A 22,414-nucleotide genomic window follows, 5' to 3' on the forward strand; every position below is an offset into this window, starting at 1 on the left:
TCCACTGTGCCGATGAACCGAGGCGCTGCATAGGGGGATGTGATGGCCGAAACGAACCAGATGAACGGCGCCGAGGCGATGGTGAGAATGCTGGAAGCGCAGGGGGTTACGCATATCTTCGGCCTCTGCGGGGACACCACGCTGCCGTTTTATGACGCGATGCGGGGGCTGGATCATTCGATGACCCATATCCTGACCCGGGACGAGCGCTGCGCCGCTTACATGGCGGATGGTTTCTCGCGCGTCACGGGCCGGGTTGGCGTCTGTGAAGGGCCGTCTGGGGGCGGGGCGACGTACATCCTTCCCGGGCTGATCGAGGCGAACGAGAGTTCTTACGCGGTGCTGGCCATCACCACGGATATTTCCGTGGGGTCTTATGGCAAGTATCCCCTGACGGAGGTCGATCAGGACGCGCTGATGCGCCCCCTGACCAAGTACAATACGGTCATCAAGCAGGCGGCGCATATCCCGCGCATGGTGCGGGCGGCGTTCCGGGCGATGACATCCGGGCGGTCCGGGGCGGCGCATCTGGGGTTGCCGTATGACATCCAGTACGATGCGGTCGATCCCGTAGATGTCTGGGGGGATTTGACTTTTTCAAGCTACCCCGCGCATCCGGGCGCACCGGAGGCGTCTCGGGTCGAGGCGGCGGTGGCGGCTTTGCTTTCTGCCGAGCGGCCCTTGATCGTCTGTGGCGGCGGGGTGATCATTTCCGGGGCTTGCGAGGCGTTGGCTGCGGTGGCGGAGCGGCTGGATATTGCCGTGGCGACGTCGATTTCCGGGAAGGGGTCGCTGTCCGATGACCACCCGCAGAGCCTTGGGGTGGTGGGGTCCAACGGCGGTACGCCGGAGACATGGGAGATGATGCAAGAGGCTGATCTCGTTGCGTTTCTCGGCTGCCGTGCCGGGTCCACAACCACCTCGCGTTGGAGTGCGCCGAAGCCGGGAACGCGGGTGCTGCATTTCGACAATGACCCGATGGTGATCGGAGCGAACTACCCGACGGAGGTTGGCGTCGTAGGCGATCTGCGGCTGTCGCTTGATATGGCCAACGCGGTTCTGGACGGGATTTCAGCGCTTCCGACATTCGGCGGCACAGCGCGGGTGGCGGAGATCAAGGCGCGGAAGTTTGCGCGTTTTCAGACGCTTGCGCAGAGTTTGGAGAAGCCGGTCCGGCCGGAACGGATCATCGACACGCTGAACAGGCTGCTGCCCGAGGAGTCCGTCGTGGTCAGCGATCCGGGGACGACCTGCCCGTATTACAACGCCTTCGGGTTGAGGCCGAAAGCCGGGCGGACGTTTATCACGAACCGGGCGCATGGGGCGCTGGGATATGCCATCGGGGCGTCCATCGGGGCGTGGTTCGGCAGGCCGCAGGCGACGGTGGTCGCGCTGATGGGGGACGGCAGTTTTGGCTTTAGTTGCGGGGAGTTGGAGACCGCAGCTCGGTACAAGGTGCCGGTGACGTTTGTGGTCCTGAGCAATGCCGGGTACGGTTGGATCAAGGCCAGTCAGAAGGATGACAAGGGCGGGCGGTACTACAACGTCGACTTTGGCCGGACGGATAACGCGAAGGTGGCGGAGGGGTTCGGGGTGCGGTCGTGGACCGTGGAAGACCCGGAGGACCTTGACCGGGTGCTGAAAGAGGCGCTCGCGCATGACGGGCCGACGCTGATTGATGTTATTTCTCAACCGCTTGAGGAAAGCGCTGCCCCTGTGATGCGGTGGATGGGGTAAACTGACGTACCGGACCCAATGGGTCCGGCAAACGCTCCGGGGGAGCGTTTGGTCAGTTTACGGGCGAAGCCCCGGGGGTGTCTGAACCGTGCCCAATGGGTCCGGCAAACACTCCGGGGGAGTGTTTGGGGGTTTTACGGGCGTAGCCCCGGGGTGCGTTAACCAAGTGCGCCGAGCTGCATTGGGTTAACGCATCGCGCGCCGGGGTTAAGCGACCGCTCGCTGGTCTGGACACACAACATCTTGTTGTTTCTCCTCGACGCCACACACGGACAATCCGGGCGTTAACCCGCCTCGCGGGGCCACGGGCCCGAGTTTGGTACGATTCTACCCGAGTTTCGTACAGATTTGATTTCATGGTATCGATACCATTCCATCTGCCGTCCTCAGCGGTCGGATTCGTGGTTAACGCCCGAATTTCTTGAGTATTTGGAAAGAGAAGAAAGCGGGACGCCGCAGTCCCCGGGGCGCGATGCGGCCCAATTCAGAGGCTGTCCTGCGCGGGCGTCACGGCGATCTTGCCAAGTTCTTCCAGCAGCACCGCAAGAAAGGCACTGCCGACGGCGGAGAGCGGCCGGGCGCGGGAGGTGATGACCACCATGTCCATCAGGATGCGCGGCGCGAAGGGCCGCGAGGTGAAGCCGCCCCAGGCCTCCTCTTCGAGGGCGAAAGGGTCGAGCAGGGCGGCGCCCATGCCCTCGCGGACGAAGCCGAGCAGGTTGCGGAAGAGGTGCGAGTGCACGCGCGGACGCAGGGTCGCCCCAGCCTCCGCAAAGGCGGCGCGGAGGCGGCGGTGGGTCATATGGTCGGGGCCCATGACGATGAAGGGGTATTGGTCCAGCAGGGCCGGGGTCAGGACGTCATGCGCGGTCAGCGGGCTGCCCAGCGGCAGGGCGATGCGGGTTTCGAAGTGGAACGGGTGGAGGTGGAAGGCGTCGAGGTGGACGGGACGCTCGCAGATGCCGATTTCGAACAGACCTGAGGCGACCCATTCCTGGATTTTCGAGGAATACTGCGACTGGAAGGTGATCGCCGTGTCGGGGCGCCCCTCGGCGAAGCGGGCGATGAGGCGGGGCATCCAGGTGAAGCTGATCGAATGCTGGGAGGCGATCTGGAGCTGACCGGCCTGCTTGTTCTGCAGGTCCGTGACCGCCTGCTGCACGTGGTCGAGGCCGCGCACCACGGTTTCGACCTCGCGGTAAAGCATTTGCGCCTCGGGTGTCGGGACAAGGCGGCCGCGCTGGCGCTGGAACAGGCGAAAGCGGACCTCGCGTTCGAGTTGCGACAGAAGGTTCGACAGGCCCGGCTGGGAAATGCCCAATTGCGCGGCGGCGGCGGTGACCGTGCCGGTCTCGATGATGGCGTGAAACGCCTGAAGCTGTCGGAATCGCAGGGACATTCCCGAGAGTATAAGTTTGAGTGATGACTTGTGCAATAAATCGTATTTGAAATGATGGCAGGCGCTTGGCAGGCTTCGCGGGACATCTGCGGGGGCGTTTCCAATCATGAGCAAGACCATCGTCATCGTCGGGGCGGGGATCGTCGGGGTTTCCACGGCGATCTGGCTGCAGCGGGACGGGCACAGGGTGATCCTGATCGACCGGCTGGACCCGGGCGAGGGCACCAGCCACGGCAATGGCGGGGTTCTGGCGAGCTGCTCCGTGGTGCCGGTGACGGTGCCGGGGCTCTTGTGGAAGGCGCCGCGGATGCTGTTCGATCCAAAGCAGCCGCTGTTCCTGAAATGGGGCTACCTGCCGAAGCTGGCGCCCTGGCTGGTGAAGTACCTGCGGCACGGGAACGCCGCCGACGTGGCGCGGATCGCACGTGCGATGACGGCGATCATCGGAGACAGTCTGGCTGATCATCAGGCGCTGAGCGCGGGCACCGGGGCGGAGCATTACGTCGTGCCGTCGGATTACGTGTATCTTTACAAAGATCGCGCGGCCTATGAGGCCGATGCCTTTGGCTGGGGCGTGCGGCGGGAGAACGGGTTCCGCTGGCACGAGATGGAAGGCGATGCGTGGCGGGCCTATGATCCGGAGTTCTCGGATGAGTTCCGCTTTGCGGCGCGGTTCGACGACCATGGCCGGATCACCGATCCCGGGCAGTATGTGAAGGCGCTGGCGCGGCATGTGGAGGCCTCCGGTGGAGAGGTGCGCCGGGCCGAGGTGACGGAGCTGGTGCGGGAGAATGGCCGGGTGACGGGCGTGCGCGCGGGCGGCGGGACAGTGACGGCGGATGCGGTGGTGCTGGCCATGGGCGCGTGGTCGAAACGGCTGTCGGATATGCTGGGACTGGATGTGCCGCTGGAAAGCGAGCGGGGCTATCATCTGGAATTGTGGGAGCCGTCGGTGATGCCGAAGGCGGCGGTCATGGTGGCGAGCGGCAAGTTCGTGGCGACACCGATGGACGGGCGCATCCGGCTGGCGGGGATCGTGGAGTTTGGCGGGCTGGAGGCGGAGCCGTCGCGCCCGCCGTTCGACCTGCTCCGGGACAACATCCGCAAGGCGATGCCGGGGCTGACATGGGCGCGGGAGGTCGAATGGATGGGCCATCGCCCTGCGCCGGCGGATTCGATCCCGCTGATTGGCGAGGTGCCGGGGGCGGCGGGAGCGTATCTGGGCTTCGGCCATCATCATGTGGGGCTGACAGGCGGGCCGAAAACCGGGCGTCTGCTGGCGCAGATGATCGGCGGGCGCAGTCCGAACATTGACGTGACGCCCTATTCTCCGTCACGCTTCGCGAAACAGGCATAACAAGTCCCGGGCAAACCGGGGCGCAACCAACCACCAACAAGGGAAACAGATGATGACGACATTGACGAAATTCCTCGCGGCGACGGCGCTGACGGCGGTTTCCGCCACGGCGGCGCTGGCGGACAAGTGGGATATGCCGCTGGCCTATGCGGCGACCAACTTCCATTCGGAGAACGCGGCGCAGTTTGCGCAATGCGTGACCGACGCCACCGGCGGGGCCATCGAAATGGTGACGCACCCCTCCGGCTCGCTCTTCGCGGGCAATGACATCAAGCGGGCGGTGCAGACCGGGCAGGCGCCCATCGGCGAGCGGCTGATCTCGGCGCATGAGAACGAGAATCCGCTGTTCGGGATCGACTCGGTGCCGTTCCTCGCGACCTCCTTCGACGCGCATGAAAAGCTGTGGGAGGTGGCCGGGCCGAAGATCGCGGAGGTTCTGGCGGATCAGAACCTCGTGTATCTCTACTCCGTGCCGTGGCCGCCGCAGGGTCTGTACTTCAAGAAGCCGGTGGAGAGTGTCGCTGACATGGCCGGTGTGAAGTTCCGGTCCTATTCGACGGCGACCGCGCGGATGGCGGAGCTGACCGGCATGCTGCCGGTGCAAGTCGAGGCCGCGGAACTGTCGCAGGCATTGGCGACCGGCGTAGCGGAGGCGTTCATTTCCTCCGGCGCGACGGGTTATGACCGGAAGGTCTGGGAGCACCTGACGCATTTCTACGAAGTCGACGCCTGGCTGCCGCGCAACGTGGTCTTTGCCAACAAGGACGCCTGGGATGCTCTGGACGACGCGCAGCGTGCGGCGATGACCGACTGCGCGGCGGAGGCCAAGGCGCGCGGCTTGCAGATGTCGAAGGACTACACCCAGCTGACGCTGGACGGTCTGCGCGAGGGCGGCATGACCGTGGGCCGGGCCGGCGACGGGCTGGTCGAGGAGCTGAAGGCCATCGGCGAGACCATGACATCGGAGTGGCTGGAAAAGGCCGGGGACGACGGCAAGGCCATCGTCGACGCCTACAAGGCGATGCAGTGAGGGTGAGCAGAATTTCAGGCTGAAATTCTTCTCACCGTCGGCCCATCCCGTTCGGGGTGGGCCTTTGTGATGCAAAACCAAGGCAGGGCAGACCACATGACCGCGATCCGCCGCGTGCTCGATACGCTATACCTCGCCGGGGGCGTGATTGCCGCCGTCTTCACCGTGTTGATCCTGCTGATCATCGTCGCGCAGATGGTGGCGCGCTGGAGCAGCCTGACCTTTCCGGGCGCGGCCGATTATGCCGGGTACTGCATGGCCGGGGCGAGTTTCTTTGCCTTCGCCTATGCGCTGAACCACGGGGCGCACATCCGGGTGACGCTGGCCCTGACGGCCTTGGGCAAGTACCGGCGTTGGGGCGAGACCTTCTGCTTTGCCGTGGGCGCGGCGGTGACGACTTTCGTCGCGCGGTACGCGTGGAAGTACATGATGCAGAGCTACAAGTTCAAGGACGTGAGCCAAGGACAGGACGCGACGCCGCTGTGGATTCCGCAGATCGTCATGGTGGTCGGAGCGATCCTGCTGGCGATTGCCTTCTGGGACAACCTGATCCGCCTGCTGTTCACCGGCACCACCAACATCCGCGAGGACCTCGTGGACCAGAGCCACGCGGAGTAGGGCCATGGAACAACTCGCTCCGATCTTCATCTTCCTCTTCGTGCTTTTCGCGCTGCTGGGCAGCGGCGTCTGGGTCGGGCTTGCGCTCATGGGCGTGGCTTGGGTCGGCATGGAGCTGTTCACCGTACGCCCGGCGGGCGATGCGATGATCACAGTGGTCTGGCGGTCCTCCTCGTCCTGGACGCTGACCGCGCTGCCGCTGTTCATCTGGATGGGGGAAATCCTGTTCCGAACGCGATTGTCCGAAGACATGTTCCGGGGTCTGTCGCCCTGGATGGCGCGGCTGCCGGGGGGCCTCGTGCATACCAACATCGTCGGCTGCACGGTCTTCGCCGCTGTCTCCGGGTCGAGCGCCGCAACGCTGACCACCGTGGGCAAGATGTCCATTCCCGAGCTGCGCAAGCGCAACTACCCCGAGACCATGGTCATCGGCACGCTGGCGGGCGCGGCGACGCTCGGGCTGATGATCCCGCCCTCGCTGACGTTGATCGTCTACGGCGTGACGATCAACGAGAGCATCACCAAGCTGTTCTTCGCCGGCATCCTGCCCGGCCTCGTGCTGGCGCTGATGTTCATGGCCTATGTGGCGGTCTATTCCTTCGTTTCGAAAAAGTGGAACCCGACGCCGGACCCGGCCATGACCTTCATGGAAAAGGTGAAGAACTCGCGGTTCCTGATCCCGGTGATGCTGCTCATCATCGTGGTGATCGGCTCCATGTATCTCGGCTTTGCCACGGCGACGGAGGCGGCGGCCTTCGGCGTGATCGGCGCGATGGTACTCGCGGCCGCGCAGGGCTCGCTGACCTGGTCCACCTTCACAGAAAGCCTGATGGGCGCGGTGCGCACCTCCGCGATGATCGCGCTGATCCTCGCCGGGGCGGCGTTCCTGTCGCTCTCCATGGGCTTCACCGGCCTGCCTCGGGGCCTCGCCGATCTGATCGCAAGCTGGGAGCTGTCGCGGTTCGAACTCCTGATGGCGCTGCTCGTGTTCTACATCGTCCTCGGTTGCTTCCTTGACGGCATCTCCTCCGTGGTGCTGACCATGGCCGTGGTCGAGCCGATGATCCGGGAGGCGGGCATCGACCTGATCTGGTTCGGCATCTTCATCGTCGTTGTGGTGGAGATGGCGCAGATCACCCCGCCCATCGGCTTCAACCTCTTCGTGTTGCAAGGCATGACCGAGCATCAGATGGGCTTCATCGCGAAGGCGGCGATCCCGATGTTCCTCATCATGGTGGTGATGGTTTTCGTGTTGATTGCCTTCCCGGATCTGGCCACTTGGCTGCCCGAGAACATCAGGCAAAGGCCGTCTTGACCGATCCACTTCGTTTCCTTGCACGGCATGGACCATGGGTGCTGGCCTTCGGGCTGGTGCTTGGCCTGCTCCTGCCCGGCCCGGCATCGTCGCTGAAGCCATATCTGCCGTGGCTGGTGATTGGCCTGCTTTACGTCTCCCTGTTGCGCATGTCCGTGGCCGGGATGCTGGAAGCGGTGCGAAAGGTGCCCCGGATGGTGCCTGCCGTGCTTGCCCTGCAACTGGCTGTGCCGCTGGTCATCCTCGCCGTCGCCGTCCTGACAGGCACCCTCGCCAGCTCCGTCACGCTCTCCCTTCTCCTCGTCAGCGCCGCGCCCTCCATCGTCGGCAGTCCCAATGTCGTCATGATGATGGGCGCCAGCCCCGAGCCTGCCCTGCGCCTGATGGTGGCCGGGACGCTGTTGCTGCCGCTGACCGTCATCCCGATCTTTGCCTTGTCGCCGATGCTCTCCGGCCTGCGCGATGTCATCCTCGCCGCGCTGAGCCTTCTCCTGACGATCCTGCTGACCTCCGCCGCCGCGATGCTCACCCGGCGGCTGTTCTTCCCGAAACCTGGGCCGGTTGTGCTCGAACGCTTGCAAGGGGCGTCGGCGATTGCGCTCGTCGTCGTGGTCATCGCCCTGATGCCCGCCGTGGTGGAGATTTCTCGCGAGTCCTGGGGCCTTCTGGCCTTCTGGCTCGCCATCGCCTTCGGCGCGAATTTCGGAGCGCAGGGGGCGATGCGTCTGATTGTGTCGGGCAAGCCGAGAGACGAGGCGCTGGCCCTCTCCTTCATTGCCGGAAACCGCAATATCGCCTTGTTTCTCGTGGCCTTGCCGCCGGAGACGACGGCGCAGCTTTTGCCCTTCATCGGCTGCTACCAACTGCCGATGTACCTGACGCCGATCCTGCTTCGGCGGATGCATCGCTGAGCGCAGCTAAACAAACCTGTTAGCAAAACTCAATTGTTCGGGGACGGCACAGGAGTAGAACGGGGCAACACTCTGGGAGGAGAGCCATGCCCGATCACAGCCCCCATGCGGGATCGAACGTCAGCCTCGCGCGCCGTGCCTGGGCCATCCGCCGTCATGCGCTGCGTATGGGCGCGGTGCAGGGACAGGGGTATATCGGGCAGGCACTGGGCGTGGCGGATGTGCTGGCGGTCAGCTATTTCCACGCGACCAGCTACCGACCGGACGATCCGGAGTGGGAGGGGCGGGACCGTTTCTATCTCTCCATCGGCCATTACGCGATTGCGCTCTATGCCGCGATGATCGAGGCCGGCATCCTGCCGGAAGACGAGATCGAGACCTACGGAATGGACGACAGCCGCATGCCGATGTCCGGAATGGCGTCCTACACCCCGGGCATGGAGATCACCGGCGGCTCGCTCGGCCATGGTCTCGGCATTGCCGTGGGTGCGGCGATGGGGCTGAAGCGCAAGGGCAATCCGGCGTTTGTCTATAACCTGATGTCGGACGGTGAGCTGGGCGAGGGGTCCACCTGGGAGGCGGTGATGTCCGCCGCCCAGCACAAGCTCTCGAACCTGATCTGCGTCGTCGATTTCAACAACCAGCAGGCCGATGGGCCGAGCCGCGACGCGCTGGCCACAACGCCGGAGGCGCCGAAATGGCAGGCCTTTGGCTGGCACGCGCAGGAGGTCGACGGCAATGATCTGGACGCCGTGCGCCAAGCCTTCGACACGGCCCGCGCCCATGATGGCCCGGAGCCGCGCGTCGTCATCTGCAACACGAAGATGTGCAAGGGCATCCCCTTCCTCGAAACCCGCGAGAAGACCCACTTCATCCGCGTCGAGCCGGAGGAATGGGCGAAGGCGCTGGCACATCTGGATCAAGAGGTCCCGGCATGAGAGACGTTCCCTTCGGCCCCAACTCCCGCCGCAAATCGAAATACGCCGCCCGCGTCGTGCCGGACCAGAAGCTGGCCACCAGCGCGATGATCGCGTCGCTGGACGCGGAAGGCCGCGAGACGATTGCCGCGCCGTTTGGCGAGGCGCTGTGCCAGCTGGCGGAATCCCGCGACGACATCGTCGGGCTGTCGGCGGACCTGTCGAAGTACACCGACCTGCATGTCTTCGCCGCGAAATACCCGGAGCGGTTCTACCAGATGGGCATGGCCGAACAGGTGCTGATCTCCGCCGCCGCCGGTCTCGCCCGCGAAGGCTTCACACCCTGGGCGACGACCTACGCGGTGTTTGCCTCGCGGCGGGCCTATGACTTCATCTGCATGGCGATTGCCGAAGAGAACCTGCCGGTGAAGATCGCCTGCGCCCTGCCGGGGCTGACCACAGGCTATGGTCCGAGCCATCAGGCGACAGAAGACCTCGCGATCTTCCGGGGCATGCCGAACCTGACAATCGTCGATCCCTGCGACGCGGTGGAGACGATGCAGGCGACGCACGCTCTCTCAAGCACCCCCGGCCCGGCCTACATGCGCCTGCTGCGCGGCAAGGTGCCGGATGTGCTCGGCGAATACGGCTACCAGTTCGAGCTGGGCAAGGCGAAGCTGATCCACGATGGCGCCGACGTGCTCTTCATCTCCTCAGGGTTCATGACCATGCGCACGATTGATGCGGCGAAGGCATTGAAAGCCGATGGCGTCGATTGCGCGGTGGTGCATGTGCCGACGATCAAGCCGCTGGACGAGGCGACGATCCAGGCCGAGGCGGCGAAGACCGGCCGGCTGATCGTGACGGCGGAGAACCACACGGTGGTCGGCGGGCTTGGTGAAGCGGTGGGCGCCAGCCTGATGCGGGCGGGCGTGCAGGCGCGGTTCCGGCAGATCGGGCTGCCGGACGAATTCCTCGACGCGGGTGCGCTGCCGACGTTGCATGAGCAGTATGGCCTCAGCGTGCCGCGCATCGTGGCGCAGGTGAAGGAGTGGCTCGATGGCTGAGACCTGTCTGATCGGCCTCGGGGCCATGGGCCTTGGGATGGCCAAGAACATCCTCAAGGCGGGCATGGACCTGCGCGGCTTCGACCTCTCGCCCAAGGCGCGGGAGCGCTTTGCGGAGGCCGGCGGGCGCAGCTTTGACAGCGCGGCGGACGCGGCGGAGGGCTGCGACCTGCTGGTGCTGATGGTGGTCAACGCCGAGCAGGCCCGGGCGGCTGTCTTCGGCAGTGGCGTGGCAGAGGCGCTGGCGCCGGGGGCGACGGTCATGCTGTGCAGCACCGTTGCGCCGGATGACGCGCGGGCGCTGGCGGCGGAGCTCGACGGGGCGGGTCTCGTCATGCTGGATGCGCCGGTCAGTGGCGGGCAGGTGGGCGCGGAGGCGGGCACGCTGACGTTGATGACCTCCGGTCCGGAGGCCGCCTATGGCAGGGCGCAGCCGGTGCTGGACGCCATCGCGGGCAAGGTGCACCGGCTGGGAGACGTCCCCGGCCTCGGTGCGACCTACAAGGTCGTGCATCAACTGGCCGCCGGGGTGCACCTCGTGGCGGCTGCCGAGGTCATGGCGCTGGGCGCACGGGCCGGGTGCGATCCGGAGAAGCTGTTCGAGATCGTCAGCACCAGCGCGGGACAGAGCTGGATGTTCGAGGACCGCGTGCCGCGTATCCTCGCCGGAGAGACCGCGCCGACCTCGACGGTCGACATCTTCGTCAAGGATCTGGGGCTTGTGCTCCAGACCGGGCGCGATTGCGCCACGCCCCTGCCGCTCAGCGCCGCCGCGCATCAGATGATGCTGGCCGCGAGTGCCATGGGTTTCGGCAAGCTCGACGATTCCTGTGTCATCCGCGCCTACGAGGCGCTGACAGGCTACAGCACGAAATCCCCCGAAGGAGACTGAACGGATGCTTCTGAAAGACAAGACCGCCATCATCACCGGCGGTGCCAGCCCGCGTGGCCTCGGCAAGGCCACGGCGAAACTGTTTGCCGAGCACGGTGCCCGTGTGGCGATCCTCGACCTGAACGCGGAGCAGGCGGCGGCCGCGGCGGCGGACCTGCCGGGTGAGGGCCACATCGGGCTTGCCTGCAACGTGACGGACAAGGCTGCCTGCCAGACGGCGGCGGATGCGGTGATTGCCGCGTTCGGCCAGATCGACATCGTGGTGAACAACGCCGGAATCACCCAGCCGCTGAAGCTGATGGCGATCGAGCCGGAGAATTACGACGCGGTGCTGGACGTGAACCTGCGCGGCACGCTCTACATGAGCCAGGCGGTGATCCCGCACATGCGGGGGCGCAAGACCGGGGCCTTCGTGAACATCTCGTCCGTGTCGGCCCAGCGTGGCGGCGGCATCTTCGGCGGGCCGCACTACTCGGCGGCGAAGGCGGGCATCCTCGGTCTGACCAAGGCGATGGCGCGGGAACTGGCGCCCGATGGCATCCGCTCCAACGCCGTTTGCCCGGGCTTCATCGCCACGGACATCACCGGCGGCAAGCTGACCCCGGAGATGATGGCGGGTATTCTGGAGGGCATTCCCATGGGCCGCGCCGGGGAAGCCTCGGACGTGGCGGGCTGCTGCCTGTTCCTCGCCTCCGATCTGGCGGCTTACGTCACCGGCTCCGAAGTTGACGTGAACGGTGGCTCGCTGATCCACTGACCGTCCTCCCTGTCGGTCGGACGACTGGGCCCGCTCGACAGCGGGCCCTTTTTCTTTTTGGTGGCGGGTCCCCCACCCCAGCCCTCCCCACAGGGGAGGGAGTTTGGACGCGTACCCCCCGGGGCTCCGCCCGTCGCTCGCTGAAAACCGTCCGCCGGACGGTTTTCCGGGCGCTCGCGAACCCTAGCCCTCCCCAAAGGGGGAGGGGGTTCCGCTTAGCGCAGGATTTCCTCGACCAGCGTTTCCGCGCCAAGCGACGCCCGGAAGTGTTCCTCCACATGCGCCCGCCCCGCCGCCGAAAGCCGCAGGAGCGCGTCCGGATCGGTGGCGAGCGCACGGATGGTGCGGGCCAGCGCCCCCGGGTTCTTCGGCGGCACGAGGTAGCCGTTGGAGCCGTCGCGGATCAGTTCCGGCACGCCGCCCGCATCGGTGCCGATCACCGGCACGCCCATGGACATGGCCTCCATGTAGGCCACGCCGAGCGGTTCGTGCCAGGAGGCGAGCACGAAGATATGCGCCTCCTTCAGTTTCTCGCGCACCGCTCCCGCGTCGATGGCGCCGAGCAGCTTGACGTGGTCCTGCAGGCGCAGCTTTTTCAGATGCGCTTCGAGCTCCTGCCGGTAGCCGGTGCCGCCGGCGTCGTCCTCACCCGCGATTTCGAGCCGGACGTCGACGCCGAGGTCGATCAGCTGGCGCACGGCGGTCATCAGGTCCTGATGGCCCTTGACGATGTTCAGCCGTCCACAGGAGAACAGCCGGACCGGGCGGGATTTCTCGGGCGTCTCGTAGGGCGTGTCGCGCGAGAGCATGCGGGTGTCGACGCCCATGGGCCGGACCACGAGCCGCGGCGGGAGTGATCCGGCGAGGGCCTCCTCGACTTCGTGCAGCAGCTTGTGGGTGATGATCGTGGCGAACTTTGCGCCGGACCACTTGAAGCGCTGGCCGGGGCCGTAGTCCGACAGCGGTCCGTGCAGGGTGATCGAGTATTCCGGGCCGCCGAGTTTGCGCACGAAGGCGGCGATCAGCGCGGCACGGCCGCAGGAATGCGCGTGGATGTGGTCGAGATCGTGGTCGCGGGCGTGGCGCAGGAGGTGCTGGGCGGCTCCGAGCGCAACGGCCGCGTCTTTGGCGAAGCCCGGTCCCTCGCTGGCGATCCAGCGCGGCAGCCCCTCGGCGGTCAGCCTGGCAAGGGCGACGGCGGAGGCGACCGGATCGAAGTTGCCAAGGTAATCCGTGCGCAGGATGGCGTCGTCGGACCAGTCGTGCGCGATCAGGCCGGAGGGCGGTTTGCGGGTCGAGAGCACATGCACATCGTGCCCCATCGCTTCGAGCGCGAGAATCTCGCGCCAGAAGAAGATGTGGGTCTGCCCCGGAAATTGAGGCACCAGATACCCGATACGCAGCTTTCGCGACACGTTAGCCTTTGCCTTGGTTGATTGGCAGCCAACCAGCCTCCCCCTCGAGACGGTTGCCCCGGACTATTCCAGCCGGGACCATGCTTTGGCCATAGTTAACCGGCAAGGAGGGCAAGCTGGGGTCTTGTATTTTCCGAAGGTGTGGCCCCAAAGGTACGGGACCATGGTAGCGGGTATGGTGACAGGGGAAACGGCGGTGTCGGTGATCGTGCCGGCCAGCAACGAGGCGGCGCTGATCGGCGGCTGCCTGTCGGCGCTTCTGGCGTCGGACCCGGTGCCTGCGGCCGTCGAGGTGATCGTGGTGGCGAACGGCTGTTCTGACGATACGGCGGCGCGGGCGCGGGGCTTTGCGGAGCGGTTCGCGGCAAAGGGCTGGCATCTCGTCGTGCTGGACCTGACGGAGGGCGGCAAGCTCGAGGCGCTGAATGCCGGGGATGCCGCGGCCTCGGGCGGGATACGGGTGTATCTCGATGCGGATGTGACGGTGTCGGCTGCGTTGCTCGGGCAGATTGCAGCGGCGTTGGAGGGACCGGAGCCGCGGTATGCCAGTGGACGCGTGACCATCACCGCGAAGAGTGCCGTCAGTCGCGCCTATGCGCGGGTCTGGGCAAAGGTGCCCTTCATGGCCGATTGCGTCCCGGGATGCGGGCTGTTCGCCGTGAACGCCGCGGGTCGGGCGCGCTGGGGCGCTTTTCCGGATATCATCAGCGACGATACCTTCGTCCGGTTGAGTTTCGCGCCGGGCGAGCGGGTCGGGGTGCCTGCCGCCTATGAATGGCCGATTGCCGAGGGGTTTCAACGGCTTGTCAGGGTACGCAGGCGGCAGGACGTGGGGGTCGACGAGATCGCTCGCCTGTATCCGGACCTGTTGGACAACGACGACAAGCCCGCCTTCGGCACGGGCCGGAAACTCGGGCTTGCCCTGCGCGACCCGCTGGGTTTTGCGGTCTATTCGGGGGTGGCGGTGATGGTCAAATTGACCAAGGGTCAAGGCAGCGAGTGGAGCCGGGGGCGATGAATGCGGTGCTTGGACGATTGAGGGGCGAGGGGCTGTCGGCGCGGATCATGCGGTCCTCCCTGCTGACGGTGGGCGGCTTTGGCGTGGCGCAGGTGATCCGCCTCGCCTCCAACCTGATCCTGACGCGGCTGCTGTTCCCGGAGGCATTCGGGCTGATGGCGCTGGTTATGGTGTTCCTCATGGGGCTTGGCCAGTTCTCCGACGTGGGCGTGACGCCGGCAATCCTGCAATCGAAGCGCGGCGATGACCGCGATTTCCTCGATACCGCCTGGACCATTCAGGTGATGCGCGGCTTCGGCCTGTGGCTTGTCGCCTGCGCGGCGGCCTTTCCGATGGCTTGGGTCTACGGGGAGCCGCAATTGACGCATCTGCTGCCCGTCGCGGCGCTGACCTTGCTGATTTCGGGGTTCAAACCGACGCGCATGGACACCGCCAACCGGCACCTGATGCTTGGCCGGGTGACGGTGATCGACATGGGCGTGCAGGTCATCGGCGTCGTGGTGGCAGTGACGCTGGCCTGGCTCACGGGTTCGGTCTGGGCGCTGGTGATTTCCGGCGTGGTCGGCGGCATCGCGGAGGTGGTGGTCAACAGCCGGTTCCTGCCCGGGGCGCGCAACCGCTTCCGCTGGGAGAAACCGGCGGCGGAGGAACTCATCAACTTCGGCAAATGGGTCTTCCTCGCCACCATCGCCGGGTTCCTGTTCAGTCAGGCGGACAAGATCCTGATCGGCAAGTACCTGGAGCTGGACACTTTCGGGGTCTACAACATTGGCTATTTCCTTGCCGCCTTTCCCATGCTGCTCGGCGGGATGGTGACGCGGAAGATCCTGATCCCGATCTACCGTGAGGCACCGCCGACGGCATCGCCCGAGAACTTTGCCAAGCTGCGCAAGATGCGCTTTGCGGTCACGGCGATGCTGATGGGCATGGTGGCGGTGTTTGCCGCGCTGGGCGTCTGGCTGGTGGGGGTGATGTATGACCCGCGCTATGCCCTGGCGGGCCCGGTGGTGGTGTTGCTGGCCTGTGCGCAGATGCCGATGCTGATCGTGATGACCTACGATCAGGCGGCGCTGGCGGCGGGGGATTCGAAGCGGTTCTTCGTGCTGGCCGCCGCGCGGGCTGCGCTGATGATCGCCTGCCTGATCGTCGGGCTGGAGGTGGACGGGCTGCTGGGCGCGATCATCGGGCAAGGCGTTGCTTTTGTCCTCGCCTACCCGGTGGTGGTCTGGTTGGCGCGGCGGATGGGAGCCTGGGACGGGCTGCACGATGCGATTTTCGCCGGGGTTGCCGTGGCGCTGACCTCCGGGGCGCTGTGGCTGAACTGGCCCGCAATAGTGACTCTGGCGGGGAATACGCCTTAACCTCTCCCGTTTCCCAAATGGAAACAAAGGCGGTAGACTGCCCCAGTGTTTCCGGAGTCGCCCGCGTATCACGGAAAGACCGCCGAAATCGGGCAAAACCGGGGGCCGATTCCTAAAAAACGCCGCAATTTCCCCGCATCACTCTGATTGTGTGGTGACGCGGAAATGGTGGCGGGGTGAGAGCTTATGTCGGATCAGTCCGAGCAGCAGTACGGCGAGAATGACATCGCCATCGTCGGGATGGCCGCGCACCTTCCCGGGGCGGCGGATATTGCGGCGTACTGGCGGAACCTGCGGGACGGGGTGTCCTCGATCCGGCGGCTGTCCGAGGAAGAGCTGAAGGCTGCGGGCGAGGACCCGGGCCTGATGCGTCACCGTGACTACGTGCCCTTCGCCGCGCCCCTTGACGATTTCGAGCATTTCGACGCGGAGTTCTTCGGGTTTTCGCCCAAGGAAGCCATGGTGATGGACCCGCAGCACCGGCAGTTCCTCGAATGTGCCTGGGAGGCGCTGGAAACCGCCGGGCATGTGCCGGAGAATTATCCCGGGCAGGTCGGCGTGTTCGCCGGTTGCGGGATGGGGTCGTATTTCTATTTCAACGTCTGTTCGAACCCCGATCTGGTTGAAAACACCGGCATGTTCCTGCTGCGCCACACGGGCAACGACAAGGACTTCATGACGACGCGACTCAGCCACGTCCTCGATCTGCACGGCCCGTCGATCAACCTGCAAACCGCCTGTTCGACGTCGCTTGTGGCGACGCACTACGCGGTGCAGGCGCTCCTGAATGGCGAGTGCGACATGGCGCTGGCGGGAGGTGTGACCATCGAGCTGCCGCAGGGGCGTGGGTATCTCTACAAGGAGAACGAGATCCTGTCGCCGGACGGGGCCTGTCACGCGTTTGACCACAGGGCGCAGGGCACGGTTTTCGGCTCCGGTGCGGGGGTGGTGGTCCTCCGGCGGATGGCGGATGCGGTGCGCGATGGCGATCACATCTGGGCGGTGATCAAGGGCACGGCGGTCAACAACGACGGCGCGCAGAAGGCCGGGTATCTCGCGCCTTCTGTCGACGGGCAGGCCGGGGCGATTGCCGAGGCGCAGGCCTTTGCTGGCGTCTCCTCCGATACGGTCGATTATGTCGAGTGCCACGGCACCGGCACTTACCTGGGCGATCCGATCGAGGTGGCGGCGCTGACCCAGGCCTTTGCCGAGAGCGGCTCGGGTGTGGGGCATTGCCGCATCGGCAGCGTGAAAACCAACATCGGCCATCTCGACACGGCAGCCGGGGTGGCGAGCCTCGTCAAGACGAGCCTTGCGCTGCATCACCGGCAGATGCCGCCATCGCTGGGTTTCGAGAAGCCCAATCCTGCGATTGATTTCGAGCACTCGCCGTTCCGGGTGAATGACCGTCTGACCGACTGGCATCGGGGCGATCATCCGCGCCGCGCCGGTGTGAATTCGCTCGGCGTCGGCGGGACAAACGCGCATGTGGTGCTGGAGGAAGCGCCGGAGCGGATGGCCTCCGAAACGAGCGATTTCCCGTTCCAGATCCTGACGGTCTCGGCCCGCAACAAGGCGGCGCTGGAGGGCAACGCGCAGCGGCTCGCGGCGCATCTGCGGGCGCATCCGGAGCAGCCGCTGGCGGACGTGGCCTTTACCCTGAAAGAGGGGCGGAGAGCCTTCGAGCGGCGGATGGTCGTGGTGGCGGAGAGCCATGCCGAGGCGGCGAACCTGCTGGAGGAGGGCAATCCCCGCCGCGTGTTCCAGCACAAGGCGCTGGACCGGCCCGACGTCGCCTTCCTCTTCCCCGGTGGCGGCGCGCAATATGCCGGGATGGCGCGGGACCTCTACGAGACCGAGCCGGTCTTTGCCGAATGGATGGATCGCGGCCTCGACTGCCTCGCGACCCTGACCGATGTGGACATGCGGGCGCTCTGGCTGCCCGAGGGCGATACGGCGGCGGCGGACAAAGCCCTGCAGAAGCCGAGTCTGCAGCTGCCGCTCATCATGATCGTGGAATACGCGCTGGCGCAGATGTGGATGGCCTGGGGCGTGACACCGTCCGTACTCGCAGGGCATTCCATGGGCGAGAATACCGCCGCTTGCGTGGCAGGGGTGATGGGGTTCGAGGATTGCATCGGCCTCGTGCATCTGCGCGGGCGTCTGTTCGACACGGTGCCCGCTGGCGGCATGCTGTCGGTGTCGCTCCCGGCGGAGGCGCTGCGGCCCTACCTTGGCGCGGATCTCGATCTCGGCGCCGAGAATGCCCCGAACCTGAGTGTCGCCTCCGGGCCGCAGGCCGCGCTGGATGCGCTTGAAGCGCGGCTGAAAGCTGAGGACATCGACTGCCAGCGCATCGGCATCGACATTGCGGCGCACAGCCGGATGCTGGAGCCGATCCTGGACGACTTCCGGGCCTACCTGCACTCCATCGACCTCTACGCCCCGCAGATCCCGCTCACTTCGAACCGCACCGGCGAGATGATGACGCCCGAACAGGCGACCTCGCCGGATTATTGGGTGGAGCACCTGCGCGGCACGGTCTTCTTCGCCCGCTGCGTCGGGACATTGGCGAAGCCTAATCGCGTCTTCCTCGAAGTCGGGCCGGGCAAGGCGCTGTCCTCGCTCGCGCGTCAGCACGACGCCGTCGATGCCAACCAGGTGCTGAGCAGCCTGCGCCATCCGGACGACCGGATCGCCGACGACAAACACCTGTTCGAAGTGCTCGGGCGGCTCTGGGCGCTGGGCGTGGAGGTGGATTGGGAGCAGGTCTGGGGCGGTGCGCGGCGCAACCGCGTGGTGCTGCCGACCTACGCCTTCCAGCGGGCGCCCTATTTCATCGAACCGGGCAAGGTGGCCGCGACGGCGCCGCAATACCTGATGCGCAGCGATGACCTCTCGCAATGGGGCTGGAAGCCGGTCTGGCGGCCAAGGGCGGCGGACGTCGAGATCGACCTTGCGGACCTGAAGGACGCCGCGCCGCAGACCTGGCTGGTCTTTGCTGATGAGGCGGGGCTGGCGGCGGGGGCCGTGAGAAGGCTGCGGGAAGCTGGTCAGCAGGTTGTCGAAGTGCGAACCGGCGACACCTTCCAGAAGCTGTCCGAAGCGCTTTACATCCTCTCGCCCGAACGCGGACGCGAGGGCTATGACCTTCTCCTTCAAGACCTTGCGCAGAACGGCGTGATCCCGACGCGCATCGCGCATCTCTGGATGGTCACGGCGGACGAGACGCACCGCCCCGGCTCCTCCTTCTTTCACCGCGTACAGGAGCAGGGCTTCTATTCCCTGATGTTCCTCGCGCAGGCGCTGGCGGAGGAGGGCACGGCCAAGCCGCATATCACGGTGTTCACCAACGGCGCGGCGACGCTGCGGGACGAGGCGCTCCCCTATCCCGGCAAGACGACCATCGCCGGTCCGGCCCGGGTGATCCCCCGCGAGTTGCCCGGGGTGACCGTTTCGACTTTGGACCTGCAGATGCCGGTGCTGCCGGACGTGTCGTTCTGGAGCCGGGGCAAGGCGGAGGCGGCGCATCGCGGGGCGATGGCGGCGCTGACGGAACGGGTTCTCGAGGAGCTTTTGAGCGAACCTGCGGGCGTGATCGCCGCTTTGCGCGGCGACCGGAGGTTCGAGTGCGTGATGAAGCCGGTGGCGCTGAACACGGTGCCGGACGCGGAGAGCGGCGTCTATTTCATCACGGGTGGTTTCGGCGGCATCGGGCTGACGCTTGCGATGGACTTTGCCCGCAAGGGCGCGAAGCTGGTTTTGGTGGCCCGCAAGGGCCTTCCGGCGCGGTCGGATTGGGACAGCTACCTGGCCAGGCATGCGCCGTCCGATACGCTTGCCCGGCGCATCCGGGCGGTTCAGGCGCTGGAAGAGGCCGGGGCAGAGGTCATGGTCGCGGCAGCCGATGTCTGCAACGCCACGCAGATGGGCCGGGTGAAGGCGCAGGCGGAGGCGCGGTTTGGCAAGATCACCGGCGTCATCCATGGCGCGGGGGTCATCAAGGATGCGCCGCTGCTGACCAAGACGCCGGGCACTGTCGAGGATGTCTTTACGCCGAAGATCCACGGCACGGAGGTGCTCGGGCAGGTCTTCCCGGATGGTTCCGTGGAGTGGATCGCGCTGTTCTCGTCGTCGTCGACCGTCACCGCCCCGGCGGGGCAGGTGGATTACGTCGCGGCCAACGAGTTCCTCAACGCCTTCGCCCGCGCACGGGCGGGTGGCGCGACAAAGGTTGTCGCAATCAACTGGGGCATCTGGAACGAGGTCGGGATGGCGGCGGAGGCCGTGGCCGAACGGACCGGCGATCTGCCGCAGGCGCCGGTGGAGTCGGTGGACATGCCGCTTCTGGATGAGGCCAGCTTCGATGCGCAGGGCAACCGGGTTTTCCTCACGCGGCTTTCGGCCAGGGACTGGATCATCGACGAGCACCGCACGAAGGCCGGGGACGCCCTGCTGCCAGGTACGGGCTACCTGACCCTCGCGGCCCATGCGCTGAAGGCGCATCACGAGAGCGGGGCGTTCGAGCTGCGTGACCTGAACTTCCTGCGACCGCTCAGGATTGCCGATGGCGGCGCGCGGGACGTGAAGGTGCGGCTGACGCGGACGGATCGCGGCTATGGTTTCGCGGTGCTGGCGGATGCGGCGCTGAACGGACGGCAAGGCTTTGCGCTGACCGCCGAAGCGGCGATTTCGCTGTTGCCGATGGCGAGACCGGAGCCTGTGGACCTCAAGGCGGTGCGCGGGCGCTGCGGCGCGGTGGTTGCCGCGCAGGGCGGTGGCAAACTCCCCGCCGCGCAGGCGCTCTTGCTGAAGTTCGGCCCGCGTTGGCAGGTGCTGGACTCGCGGTCCCTTGGCGATGGCGAGGGGATTGCGACGCTGTCGCTGCCGAAGGTTGCCCGGGAAGATGGCTGCCTCTTGCACCCTGCGCTGATGGACATTGCAACCGGCTGGGCCATGGAGCTGATCGACGGCTGGCAGCCGACGCATCTCTGGGCGCCGGTGCGCTATGGCCGGGTGCGGGTGCATGCGCCCTTGCCTGACAGGATCGTCAGCTGGGTCCGCAATGCAGCGGAGAACAAGGCGAGCGGCGAGACCGCAAGCTTCGACGTGACCTTGTGCGATGAAAGCGGCGCGGTGCTGGTCGAGATTACCGGCTTCACCATCCGCAAGCTGGCCTCGCTGGACGTGCTAAAGAGCGCACCGTCGCTGACAGCTAATGAGTTGGAAGTCGAGGAAGGCGCGGCGCAACCGCTCTCGCCCGCCGAGGAGCGCCTTGCGCATAACCTCTCGCAGGGCATCCTGCCGCAGGAAGGAGTGAAAGCCTTCCATGCGGCATTGGCGCTCGGCCTGCCGCAGGTGGTTGTCTCCTCCATGGATCTGGACGCGCTGACCCGTCAGACCGCGTCGAGCATGGCGGAAAGCGGCGAGAGCCAGAGCTTCGAGCGTCCGCAACTGGACAGCGATTATGTGAAGCCCGAGGGCGTGATCGAAGAGACGCTGGCGGGCTTCTGGGAGAACCTTCTGGGCGTGAAGGACGTCGGCGCGGAGGACAGTTTCTTCGACCTTGGCGGGCACAGCCTGATCGCCGTGCGGCTCTTTGCCATGGTGAAGAAGGCCTTCCGGGTCGATTTCCCGATCTCCGTGCTTTTCGAGGCTCCGACGATCCGGACCTGTGCCGCGCTGATTGCGGAACAGACCGGACATGTCGAGGCTACGCCGGGAACGGAGCAGGAGACGAAGCCGCAGAAGCGGTTCAAGCATCTCGTCGCCATGCATGACGGCGACGGAGGGCCGCGCCAGCCGTTCTTCCTCGTCGCGGGTATGTTCGGCAACGTCCTGAACCTGCGCCACCTCGCGCATCTCCTCGGCGCGGACAGGCCGTTTTATGGCTTGCAGGCCAAAGGCTTGCTCGGCGGCGAGGCACCGCACGCCACCATCGAGGAAGCCGCGCGGGACTACATCGCGGAAATGCGGCAGGTGCAGCCCGAAGGCCCCTACATGCTCGGCGGTTTCTCCGGCGGCGGCATCACGGCCTTCGAGATCGCGCATCAGCTCGAAGCGATGGGCGAGGCCGTCTCGCTCGTCGTCATGCTCGACACACCGCTGCCCCGCCGCAGGCCGCTGAGCCGCGCGGACCGGCTGTCGATCCAGTGGCAGATGGCGAAGGAAATGGGGCCGCTCTACCCGCTGATCTGGGCGAGGAACCGCATTGCCTGGGAGTTCGCGAAGCGCAGGCAGGTCGCGGAGACCGGCGCGGACCATGCCTTCCACAATGCCGAGATCGAGGCGGCCTTCTACGGCGCGATCGCGCAATATGACGTCCGGCCGCGCGGCGGGCGCGTCGTGCTGTACCGGCCGCCGCTGAAAGGCAAGTGGACCGTGAGCGGTGGCAGGCTGGTCAACTCGGAACGGACCTATGTTCTGGATGACAACGACTGGGGCGAAACCTTGCCGCAGATCGAGGTTTTCGAGGTGCCCGGCGATCATGACAGCATGGTTCTGGAACCGAACGTGCGGGTCCTCGCGGGCCTCATGCGCGAGGTGATCGAGGAGGCCGAGGCGCAGGCGGCTGGCCGGGGCGAAATCGTCGCCTTTCCGACGCAGGCGGCGGAGTAGCC

At 66.0% G+C, this 22,414-nt stretch carries 15 protein-coding genes; 13 read left to right on the forward strand and 2 right to left on the reverse strand.

Annotation, left to right across the window (positions count from 1 at the left end):
- Positions 1 to 42 precede the first annotated feature (42 nt).
- The gene (locus ACP159_RS01605) at positions 43 to 1,737 is read left to right on the forward strand and encodes a thiamine pyrophosphate-binding protein (RefSeq protein WP_425097864.1); all 1,695 of its coding nucleotides are present in this window, start codon (positions 43 to 45) and stop codon (positions 1,735 to 1,737) included.
- A 484-nt stretch (positions 1,738 to 2,221) separates the two neighbouring features.
- Here ACP159_RS01605 and ACP159_RS01610 read toward each other — a convergent pair whose 3' ends face one another.
- Positions 2,222 to 3,136, reverse strand: coding sequence for a LysR family transcriptional regulator (locus ACP159_RS01610; RefSeq protein ID WP_425097865.1), 915 nt, complete (start codon positions 3,134 to 3,136; stop codon positions 2,222 to 2,224).
- A 106-nt stretch (positions 3,137 to 3,242) separates the two neighbouring features.
- Here ACP159_RS01610 and ACP159_RS01615 point away from each other — a divergent pair, with 106 nt between their 5' ends.
- The 9 genes from ACP159_RS01615 (at position 3,243) to ACP159_RS01655 (ending at position 12,000) form a co-directional block, all read left to right on the forward strand.
- Positions 3,243 to 4,493, forward strand: a complete 1,251-nt coding sequence (locus tag ACP159_RS01615) for an NAD(P)/FAD-dependent oxidoreductase (protein ID WP_425097866.1) — start codon at positions 3,243 to 3,245, stop codon at positions 4,491 to 4,493.
- 52 nt (positions 4,494 to 4,545) lie between these two features.
- Positions 4,546 to 5,523: a TRAP transporter substrate-binding protein gene (locus ACP159_RS01620; protein WP_425097867.1), complete on the forward strand. Its 978-nt coding sequence runs from the start codon at positions 4,546 to 4,548 to the stop codon at positions 5,521 to 5,523.
- 96 nt (positions 5,524 to 5,619) lie between these two features.
- The gene (locus ACP159_RS01625) at positions 5,620 to 6,141 is read left to right on the forward strand and encodes a TRAP transporter small permease (protein WP_425097868.1); all 522 of its coding nucleotides are present in this window, start codon (positions 5,620 to 5,622) and stop codon (positions 6,139 to 6,141) included.
- A 4-nt stretch (positions 6,142 to 6,145) separates the two neighbouring features.
- On the forward strand, positions 6,146 to 7,456 hold the full coding sequence (locus tag ACP159_RS01630) for a TRAP transporter large permease (RefSeq protein ID WP_425097869.1): 1,311 nt from the start codon (positions 6,146 to 6,148) through the stop codon (positions 7,454 to 7,456).
- Complete coding sequence (locus ACP159_RS01635; protein ID WP_425097870.1) at positions 7,453 to 8,367, forward strand: hypothetical protein; 915 nt, start codon at positions 7,453 to 7,455, stop codon at positions 8,365 to 8,367. The genes ACP159_RS01630 and ACP159_RS01635 overlap by 4 nt, the downstream gene beginning before the upstream one ends.
- An 86-nt stretch (positions 8,368 to 8,453) precedes the next feature.
- Positions 8,454 to 9,305 carry a transketolase gene (locus tag ACP159_RS01640; RefSeq protein WP_425097871.1) on the forward strand — a complete coding sequence of 284 codons (852 nt, stop codon included), beginning with the start codon at positions 8,454 to 8,456 and terminating at the stop codon, positions 9,303 to 9,305.
- On the forward strand, positions 9,302 to 10,351 hold the full coding sequence (locus ACP159_RS01645) for a transketolase family protein (protein WP_425097872.1): 1,050 nt from the start codon (positions 9,302 to 9,304) through the stop codon (positions 10,349 to 10,351). The genes ACP159_RS01640 and ACP159_RS01645 overlap by 4 nt, the downstream gene beginning before the upstream one ends.
- A complete protein-coding gene (gene ltnD, locus ACP159_RS01650; protein ID WP_425097873.1) occupies positions 10,344 to 11,243 on the forward strand; it encodes an L-threonate dehydrogenase in 900 nt (299 codons plus the stop codon). The genes ACP159_RS01645 and ltnD overlap by 8 nt, the downstream gene beginning before the upstream one ends.
- Before the next feature lie 4 nt (positions 11,244 to 11,247).
- The gene (locus tag ACP159_RS01655; protein ID WP_425097874.1) at positions 11,248 to 12,000 is read left to right on the forward strand and encodes an SDR family NAD(P)-dependent oxidoreductase; all 753 of its coding nucleotides are present in this window, start codon (positions 11,248 to 11,250) and stop codon (positions 11,998 to 12,000) included.
- Between the two features lie 215 nt (positions 12,001 to 12,215).
- Here ACP159_RS01655 and epsE read toward each other — a convergent pair whose 3' ends face one another.
- Positions 12,216 to 13,415, reverse strand: a complete 1,200-nt coding sequence (gene epsE / locus ACP159_RS01660) for an exopolysaccharide biosynthesis GT4 family glycosyltransferase EpsE (protein ID WP_425097875.1) — start codon at positions 13,413 to 13,415, stop codon at positions 12,216 to 12,218.
- 175 nt (positions 13,416 to 13,590) lie between these two features.
- Between epsE and ACP159_RS01665 the strand changes: the two genes are divergently transcribed.
- From ACP159_RS01665 to ACP159_RS01675, 3 genes are all read left to right on the forward strand, one after another.
- A complete protein-coding gene (locus tag ACP159_RS01665; RefSeq protein WP_425098191.1) occupies positions 13,591 to 14,433 on the forward strand; it encodes a glycosyltransferase in 843 nt (280 codons plus the stop codon).
- Entirely contained in the window at positions 14,430 to 15,794 is a 1,365-nt protein-coding gene (locus ACP159_RS01670; RefSeq protein WP_425097876.1) for an oligosaccharide flippase family protein, read from the forward strand. The genes ACP159_RS01665 and ACP159_RS01670 overlap by 4 nt, the downstream gene beginning before the upstream one ends.
- A gap of 186 nt (positions 15,795 to 15,980) precedes the next feature.
- Positions 15,981 to 22,412, forward strand: coding sequence for a type I polyketide synthase (locus ACP159_RS01675; RefSeq protein ID WP_425097877.1), 6,432 nt, complete (start codon positions 15,981 to 15,983; stop codon positions 22,410 to 22,412).
- The last annotated feature ends 2 nt before the right edge of the window (positions 22,413 to 22,414 follow it).

This window comes from Tropicibacter sp. S64 (genome assembly GCF_049803835.1).
Lineage (GTDB): Bacteria > Pseudomonadota > Alphaproteobacteria > Rhodobacterales > Rhodobacteraceae > Pacificoceanicola.

What these genes read in the sequence shown, in the direction of transcription:
- ACP159_RS01665 (WP_425098191.1), top strand. Translation starts at nt 13,591, where the DNA reads ATGGTGACAGGGGAAACGGCGGTGTCGGTGATCGTGCCGGCCAGCAAC.
- ACP159_RS01615 (WP_425097866.1), top strand. Translation starts at nt 3,243, where the DNA reads ATGAGCAAGACCATCGTCATCGTCGGGGCGGGGATCGTCGGGGTTTCC.
- ACP159_RS01645 (WP_425097872.1), top strand. Translation starts at nt 9,302, where the DNA reads ATGAGAGACGTTCCCTTCGGCCCCAACTCCCGCCGCAAATCGAAATAC.
- ACP159_RS01640 (WP_425097871.1), top strand. Translation starts at nt 8,454, where the DNA reads ATGCCCGATCACAGCCCCCATGCGGGATCGAACGTCAGCCTCGCGCGC.
- ACP159_RS01620 (WP_425097867.1), top strand. Translation starts at nt 4,546, where the DNA reads ATGACGACATTGACGAAATTCCTCGCGGCGACGGCGCTGACGGCGGTT.
- ACP159_RS01630 (WP_425097869.1), top strand. Translation starts at nt 6,146, where the DNA reads ATGGAACAACTCGCTCCGATCTTCATCTTCCTCTTCGTGCTTTTCGCG.
- ltnD (WP_425097873.1), top strand. Translation starts at nt 10,344, where the DNA reads ATGGCTGAGACCTGTCTGATCGGCCTCGGGGCCATGGGCCTTGGGATG.
- ACP159_RS01605 (WP_425097864.1), top strand. Translation starts at nt 43, where the DNA reads ATGGCCGAAACGAACCAGATGAACGGCGCCGAGGCGATGGTGAGAATG.
- ACP159_RS01610 (WP_425097865.1), bottom strand. Translation starts at nt 3,136, where the DNA reads ATGTCCCTGCGATTCCGACAGCTTCAGGCGTTTCACGCCATCATCGAG.
- ACP159_RS01670 (WP_425097876.1), top strand. Translation starts at nt 14,430, where the DNA reads ATGAATGCGGTGCTTGGACGATTGAGGGGCGAGGGGCTGTCGGCGCGG.
- ACP159_RS01625 (WP_425097868.1), top strand. Translation starts at nt 5,620, where the DNA reads ATGACCGCGATCCGCCGCGTGCTCGATACGCTATACCTCGCCGGGGGC.
- ACP159_RS01675 (WP_425097877.1), top strand. Translation starts at nt 15,981, where the DNA reads ATGTCGGATCAGTCCGAGCAGCAGTACGGCGAGAATGACATCGCCATC.
- ACP159_RS01655 (WP_425097874.1), top strand. Translation starts at nt 11,248, where the DNA reads ATGCTTCTGAAAGACAAGACCGCCATCATCACCGGCGGTGCCAGCCCG.